The sequence below is a fragment of the Shewanella sp. YQ_9 genome (genome assembly GCF_043103185.1).
Taxonomy (GTDB): domain Bacteria; phylum Pseudomonadota; class Gammaproteobacteria; order Enterobacterales; family Shewanellaceae; genus Shewanella; species Shewanella algae.
The window spans coordinates 230,511-236,549 of the sequence record NZ_JBICJO010000076.1 but is presented as its reverse complement, the minus strand read 5'-3'; the positions used below and the strand labels follow the sequence as shown (position 1 = coordinate 236,549).

Here is a 6,039-nt window from a genome sequence, read left to right as displayed (position 1 = left end):
ACAGCGGCTATCACTGCTTCAGACAAAAACTCACCAATGACCTTGGGTTTATCTGCTGGTTTAGCTGCTGGCTAAGCTGCAGCCCATCACCTGCGGTGCAGATGGACAGGAAGCCCATGGCAAGTGGGCCACTAGTATTCAGCTCCAACTTGCTCCTTCCCCAGCTGGGGAGTACCCTCTTTCGCAGCCAACCGTTTAAGCAGTATCGGGAATTGACCGCCATGCCAAAGGAAATATTTATACTACGCCACGGCCAGACTGAGTTTAATGCCGCCGGTAAGCTGCAGGGACACTGTAACTCACCGCTGACCGAACTCGGCAGGGCGCAGGCAAGAGCTTATGGTGTTGTCCTGCAACAACGACTGCAATCGGCAAGAAATCCTGAACAAGAATTTCAGCTGGTTTCCAGCCCGCTGGGAAGGGCCATGGAAACGGCGACTCTGGTGGCAGAAGTGCTTTGCCGGGATCCCGGCGCCATTATTACCGAGCCCAGGGTGATTGAGTGCGGTTTAGGTGAATGGGAGCAGACCCGGGTCGCCGATATCCACGCCGCCAGACCCGAGCTTGCCGGGCGCAATGACTGGTATCTGCAGGGCCCGGGCGCAGAAACACTACTCCAGGTGCAACAGCGGCTGGCACATTGGCTGACCGATCCGGCAACCCCGGAGCGGGTGATCCTTGTGTCGCACGGCCTGACAGGGATTGTCCTGCGCGCCCTGTTGCTGGGCCTGGATGACAAGGCACTTTGGCGTCAGGACAAACCTCAGGATGCCCTCTATCACTTTCACAGTGAGGCTCAGGAGAGGCTCAAACGCATCTGTTGCTGACTCGCCAACCAGTCGAAGTGGGCCAACAAGGCCTGCAAATAGCGCTGCTCTTCCGCCTGGAGTTGCCCCTCAGCCGCTGCTATCTGTTGTAAGTCGCTCAGCAGCTGTCTTACCAAAGGCTCGGTGCAGTAGCCCTTCCACAGTCTCAGGGCGGCTTTTTTCGGCGAATGGCAGTAGCGCCGCAGCTGAATATCGACAAACCAGTCGGCCCGCTCCCGGGCGCTGGGCATCAGCGTCATCACATACCAGTTCATCCTCTCCTCCTCAGGCGGATAACTTGATCCTGTCGCGGCCATCGCTCTTGGCCCGGTACAGGGCTGTGTCCGCCGCGCTGAGCATGGCCTCGGCCGTGCGGTACTGGCCATTGATCTCAGTGGCAATCCCCTGGCTGACACTGACACAAACCTCACGGCTTAGCCCCAATTTGACGAAGTCCAGACTACGAATGGCCTCGGCTATTTGCTCGGCCACCACCCAGGCCATGGCGCTGTTGAATCCGGGCAACACCAGGGCAAACTCCTCACCGCCAAAACGCGCCGCCAGACACTGGGGCGATGGCAACGCCGCGGCTATGGTCTTGGCCATCAATTTCAGGCATTCGTCCCCCATCAGGTGACCATGCTGATCGTTGAACTGTTTGAAATGGTCGGCATCTATGATCAAGGTGCTGATGGGCTTGTGCTTATCGACGCACTGCTGCCACTGGCGTTCCAGTGTCTCGGTAAAGGTGCGGCGATTGGCCAGTCCGGTCAAATAGTCGGTCGCCGCCAGGGTGGACAGGCGTTTAATCTCATCCCTGTGACCGCTGAGATCATGCAAACCAATCACAAACAGCGGCAGCAAGCCCTGAATAAAGGAAAGCGATAGATTCACCGGCAGCTCCACCCCATCGACACGTCTGAGCAATACCTCCCAGGGACCATGTTGCAGCGGTACCTGGCGACCGTATTGGCTGCTGAACATGCTGGCGTAGCGGCTACGGTAAGGCGCCGCCAACCAGGTATGCCAGAATTCACCGGCAAAGGTTTCGCTCTGATCGCCCAGCAGCTCGGCCGCCGGAGAGTTCACCGCCAACACTTTGCCCTCACCATCGGCCAGCACCATAGGTTGCTGCATGCACTCAATCAGGGTCGCCAGAGCCTCGCTGTCACACTCACACTGACTAAAACCAGCTTCATTGCTGTAGGGGCTTGCCATGCTGTTCTCCCTCCCGACCTACGGGTTGTTCAATTTCGACAGGGATAACTCTAGCGCGTACGTACAAGGCAAACCTTCTGATAAGCTTACGATGTAATTCATTGAAAAATATCGTTAATAATTCCAACCTTCTGTAGGTAGGAAAGGCGTCCAACCACAGAAATGCGGCAATTATTGGCAACCATAGGAGCTGTTCGGGCGGGAAAGAATCCCCCGATCGGCACGGATCGGAGGGAATAATTACTTTATATCCTTAGTGACAGCTTTAAGATTAGAGAGCAAGCCCTCACTTTCTTAGCGTAGTCAAAGGTCATTAAATACAGCTAGTAAATAAACTGAGTTATGTGCTATTTAACTTCTTTATTGATAACCTCGGGATCCTGACTGGAAACCAATAGAGTATTGCTGCTGTTGCTGAGGATCAGCCTAAAGCCTGTCTTGCCCACCACTGAGTTGGTGTCCATCAGTATCAGCATGTCCGGGGCCTCGGTCTTGACCGCATCGATAATGCCGTCGAAGGGGGTATCGAAAGAAGCGCCGACAAAGGCCAGATCCATATCTGTCTTGTCCTGCAGCTTATAGATAATATGAGTGTTGGGTTCATCTACCACTACAGGACCATCTGGCTCATAGGCAAACTGAGGCACGCGGTTATCATCCAGAGTAATGGTGACAATGATATTTTTTACGGGTACTGACATAGCTTCATCCTTGTTGAGTTAATTGATGTTTTGAGTAAAGCTTTCTATCTGAAAACCATTTTTTTTGAGTTCATCGACTAAAGGCGCAACTGATTCAAGTCTATTTTGACACTCCATAGAAAGAATATAAGGAACAGTAAGTTGAGGCTCTTTGTTTTTAGAAACCATAGGGATTAGTCTAGTCGCCAAATTCTGACACCTGTCCGTAATTTCCTCTGCCTTCCCACTTTTATTTACCATAATTTTCAATATGAGTAGTTCTGCTGCGGCATACCAACTTAAATAACTAGTGTCGTTTGGAGATAACTTCCCAAATCTATAGAAAATATCTTTGGCTTCTTCTGCATAACTCAATGCTAGATCAACTTCTCCTTCCTGTAGAAACAGCTCCGCAGCAGATACCTTAAAAATGGCCACAAGCAGCTCCTTTTTTTGATGGTTTATTTCTGCTGTCGCCGCATACATCTCATCATATAGGCTCTTAACATCATCCAAACCTGTTAATTTCGCTTCAGCCTTAGGAAGCAGCGCTAGCTGAAACCCTTTAAGTACCCATAAATCATAATTCCATTGCTGATTTCCAGGATCTTCAGCCAAAGCCAGCTCTCTCGCAATCAGTGCTTTTTCAAGCTGTTGCCAAGCCAGTTCTTGTAGCCCCAAGACTTTAAGCAATCTGGCGCTTCTCATTAGGCTGTGGGCCAGCCTGTCTTGCAGATATCCTTCTCTCAAATACTCCCTTTGATTCAGTGAACTTTCTATTTCGGCGTAAATAGAGAGCGCTCCTTGAATATCCCCTTCAGCACTGGCGGCGCTGGCTAGCCATGAGCGGGCATTGGCGACATCGGCCAGACGCTGAGGATCATCCGGCGACTCGGCCAGTGCGATCAGCTTGAGCCGCAGCGATTCTTCAAAGCCCTGGCGCGCCTTGCTGAAGTCCTGCTGCTCCATCGATAAGGACCCCAGAGAATTGTGGGCGTAGGAGAGTTCCATTAACGCTTCGCTGTTGTCCGGTGCCAGTCGGTACATGGCCAGACTATGTTGCAGATAAGCCTCGAACCAGGGGCGGGTGCCCTGCCAATCGCTCTGATCATACTTGAGTTGCCCAAGCCAAAAGGCATTGGCGCCAAGGGTCTTTAACAGCTCCTGCTGATCTGTACTGCCGGACAGCAGCGGCAAGAGTTTGTCTCTGGCGGCCAGCAGCGCCTTTTCCGCTTCATCCACCCGGCCACGGGAATAGGCCACCTCACCCATGGCTTCCAGTGTCTGGCCATGGCGAAACAGCGCCGCCTCACTCAGGCTGCTGTCGGCCTCGCGAAAATAATCCAGCGCCTTGTTGCTGACACCATCGAGCAGATCCATCCGGCCTATGCTGCGCAGCTTGTCGGCAAAGTCGCCCACCATAAAGCCCAGCAAGTCTTCTGCCGCCAGGCGCTTGGCCTGCGCCTGCTGCTCGGCTTCAACGCTGCGATAACTCATGAATACCGAGATCAGGGTCAAGAGACATAAAAGCATGAAGGTCGCGCCCTTGAGGCGCCGCTGGCGCTGCCCTCTGGCGCTGGAGGCGGCAACATAGCTTTCGCTGACAGGATCCAGCTCAAGCAGGGGATCGTTTTTCAGCGCCAGCGCTTCGGTCAGCGGCTTGCCCTGGGGCAGCAGAAAATCGCGGCTGCACTGCTGTTGCTGCCAGCGCCTGGCCTGATGGAACAGCCTGGCCTTGGCCGCCAGCCCTTCCCTGTGGCTATCTATCCAGTCTCTGGCCCTGGACCAACGTCTGAGCAAGGCTTCATGGGCTATGCTGAAACCGGGTTCGCTGTCCTCCAGATGGGAGACAAACAGCCGACTGTCGACTAAGGCCTGTACCAAGGCGCGCTCGGCATCCGTGGCCAATTCGGAATATCTGGCACTGCGACTGGTGACCGACTGCTCATCTTCCCTGAGGGTCACCAGCAGCGACAGCACCCGCGGCAGGGCCGCCCTTTGCGAGCTCGACAAGGAGGCGATGGCATCTTCGGCGGCCTGGCCTATAGCCCCGGCCAGCCCACCCAGGCGGTGATAAACCGCCAGTTGCAACTGGTTGTCGTCACCGCGCTGCAGATACAGGGCCTGCAGCATATACTGCAACATGGGCAGGGCATCCGGGTTACTGGCGGCCTCACGGCACAGCAGCTCATCCAAGCCCAGTGCCGATTCAGGGTCAAATTCCCAACTCAAGCCTGCGGCTGCGGCCGGCAAGCGTATCATCTGCAACAGTTCCTGACGGCTGGGCGGCAAGAGATCGAAATGGGCGCCATTGCCCTTGCCCACCATCAAGCTGGGGCTGGCAACCACCTGAGGGTAGAATTCATTGCGACAGGCGCTGAGCAGCAATACGGCTCCGGAACGCGCCAGGGTGTCGAGCAGCGCCAGCCCCTGCTCACGGGCTTCGGCCGAGAAGCGCGGCGATGACAGCAGCACTTCCAGGCGGTCGACAAACAGGCCGAACCTCGGCTTCTGCCAACTTTGGGACGGCAGCGCCTGGCAGAGTTGGGCGCAGAGGCTGTCGATATCCTGCTCCAGGGCGTGAGCCAGCGTTTCGGCGCTGTAGCCTGCCAATACCGGCGCATCGTCCAGCTCCCAGTCGAGCATGGCGGCGGCCAACTCCAGCAGCAGTTGATCTACGGCGACATCGGCCAGATCCAGTATCGAATAGCAGGCCAGGCCTATGCCGTGAAAGCCCTGAGGCGAAGCCAGATTGGGCAAAATGCCTGCGTTGATCAGTGATGACTTACCGCTGCCGCTGGGGCCAAGCAGCAAGCAAAACCCGCGGCCATGTTTAATCTGCCGGGCTATGCGTTCCAGTAAGGCGTTGATCTGTTCGCTGCGGCCGAAAAACACCCCGGCATAATCGGCGCTGAAGGGTTTTAACCCGGGAAATGGTGAGCCCAGGCTCCAGGCCAGCGACGGCAAACTGGCTTCGTGGCCGATGGGGAAACGGACATCGGCTACAATTCGATAGCCGCGTTTGCGGATAGTTTCGATGAAAGAAGGATCGCCGGCCTTGTCGTCCAGCGCCCGGCGCAGCTGATTGATGGTCTTGTGCAGCGGGTTATCGCCCGTGTCGCTGCCGGGCCAACAGGCATCCAGCAGCTCATCGCTGCTGACTACCTCGCCGCTGCGACGACACAGATACAGCAGCACATCCATGGCTTTGGGTTCCAACTGCCGCAGGCGCTTTCCCAGCCGCAAACTATTGCTGCCGGGATCGATCTGCCAATCACCCAAAAAGAAGCTGCTGTCGCTCATGGAACCTACCGCGATAAGAGATTGACCGCATC

The 6,039-nt window shown here is 55.5% G+C and carries 6 protein-coding genes; 1 reads left to right on the top strand and 5 read right to left on the bottom strand.

What is annotated here, in order from left to right:
• Window positions 1-10 precede the first annotated feature (10 nt).
• Window positions 11-148: a hypothetical protein gene (locus ACF8D4_RS21640; protein ID WP_392465212.1), complete on the bottom strand. Its 138-nt coding sequence runs from the start codon at window positions 146-148 to the stop codon at window positions 11-13.
• 73 nt (window positions 149-221) lie between these two features.
• On the opposite strand from ACF8D4_RS21640, the gene ACF8D4_RS21635 reads away from it, so the two are divergent.
• On the top strand, window positions 222-827 hold the full coding sequence (locus ACF8D4_RS21635) for a histidine phosphatase family protein (RefSeq protein ID WP_392465210.1): 606 nt from the start codon (window positions 222-224) through the stop codon (window positions 825-827).
• Here ACF8D4_RS21635 and ACF8D4_RS21630 read toward each other — a convergent pair.
• The 4 genes from ACF8D4_RS21630 to ACF8D4_RS21615 all read right to left on the bottom strand — a co-directional run bounded on the left by ACF8D4_RS21630 (window position 797) and on the right by ACF8D4_RS21615 (window position 6,007).
• Complete coding sequence (locus tag ACF8D4_RS21630; protein ID WP_167716843.1) at window positions 797-1,081, bottom strand: hypothetical protein; 285 nt, start codon at window positions 1,079-1,081, stop codon at window positions 797-799. The two genes, ACF8D4_RS21635 and ACF8D4_RS21630, sit on opposite strands and share 31 nt — an antisense overlap.
• A 10-nt stretch (window positions 1,082-1,091) precedes the next feature.
• A complete protein-coding gene (locus tag ACF8D4_RS21625) occupies window positions 1,092-2,024 on the bottom strand; it encodes a sensor domain-containing diguanylate cyclase (protein ID WP_025011740.1) in 933 nt (310 codons plus the stop codon).
• Window positions 2,025-2,371: 347 nt separating this feature from the next.
• On the bottom strand, window positions 2,372-2,725 hold the full coding sequence (locus ACF8D4_RS21620) for a DP-EP family protein (RefSeq protein WP_392465208.1): 354 nt from the start codon (window positions 2,723-2,725) through the stop codon (window positions 2,372-2,374).
• An 18-nt stretch (window positions 2,726-2,743) separates the two neighbouring features.
• Window positions 2,744-6,007 (bottom strand): winged helix-turn-helix domain-containing protein, encoded by a 3,264-nt coding sequence (locus tag ACF8D4_RS21615; protein ID WP_392465207.1) that lies wholly within the window; start codon window positions 6,005-6,007, stop codon window positions 2,744-2,746.
• Window positions 6,008-6,039 lie beyond the last annotated feature (32 nt).

Bases quoted from the DNA above. Each gene is read 5' to 3' on its own strand.
- ACF8D4_RS21620 (WP_392465208.1), bottom strand. From the start codon at position 2,725: ATGTCAGTACCCGTAAAAAATATCATTGTCACCATTACTCTGGATGAT.
- ACF8D4_RS21635 (WP_392465210.1), top strand. From the start codon at position 222: ATGCCAAAGGAAATATTTATACTACGCCACGGCCAGACTGAGTTTAAT.
- ACF8D4_RS21615 (WP_392465207.1), bottom strand. From the start codon at position 6,007: ATGAGCGACAGCAGCTTCTTTTTGGGTGATTGGCAGATCGATCCCGGC.
- ACF8D4_RS21630 (WP_167716843.1), bottom strand. From the start codon at position 1,081: ATGAACTGGTATGTGATGACGCTGATGCCCAGCGCCCGGGAGCGGGCC.
- ACF8D4_RS21625 (WP_025011740.1), bottom strand. From the start codon at position 2,024: ATGGCAAGCCCCTACAGCAATGAAGCTGGTTTTAGTCAGTGTGAGTGT.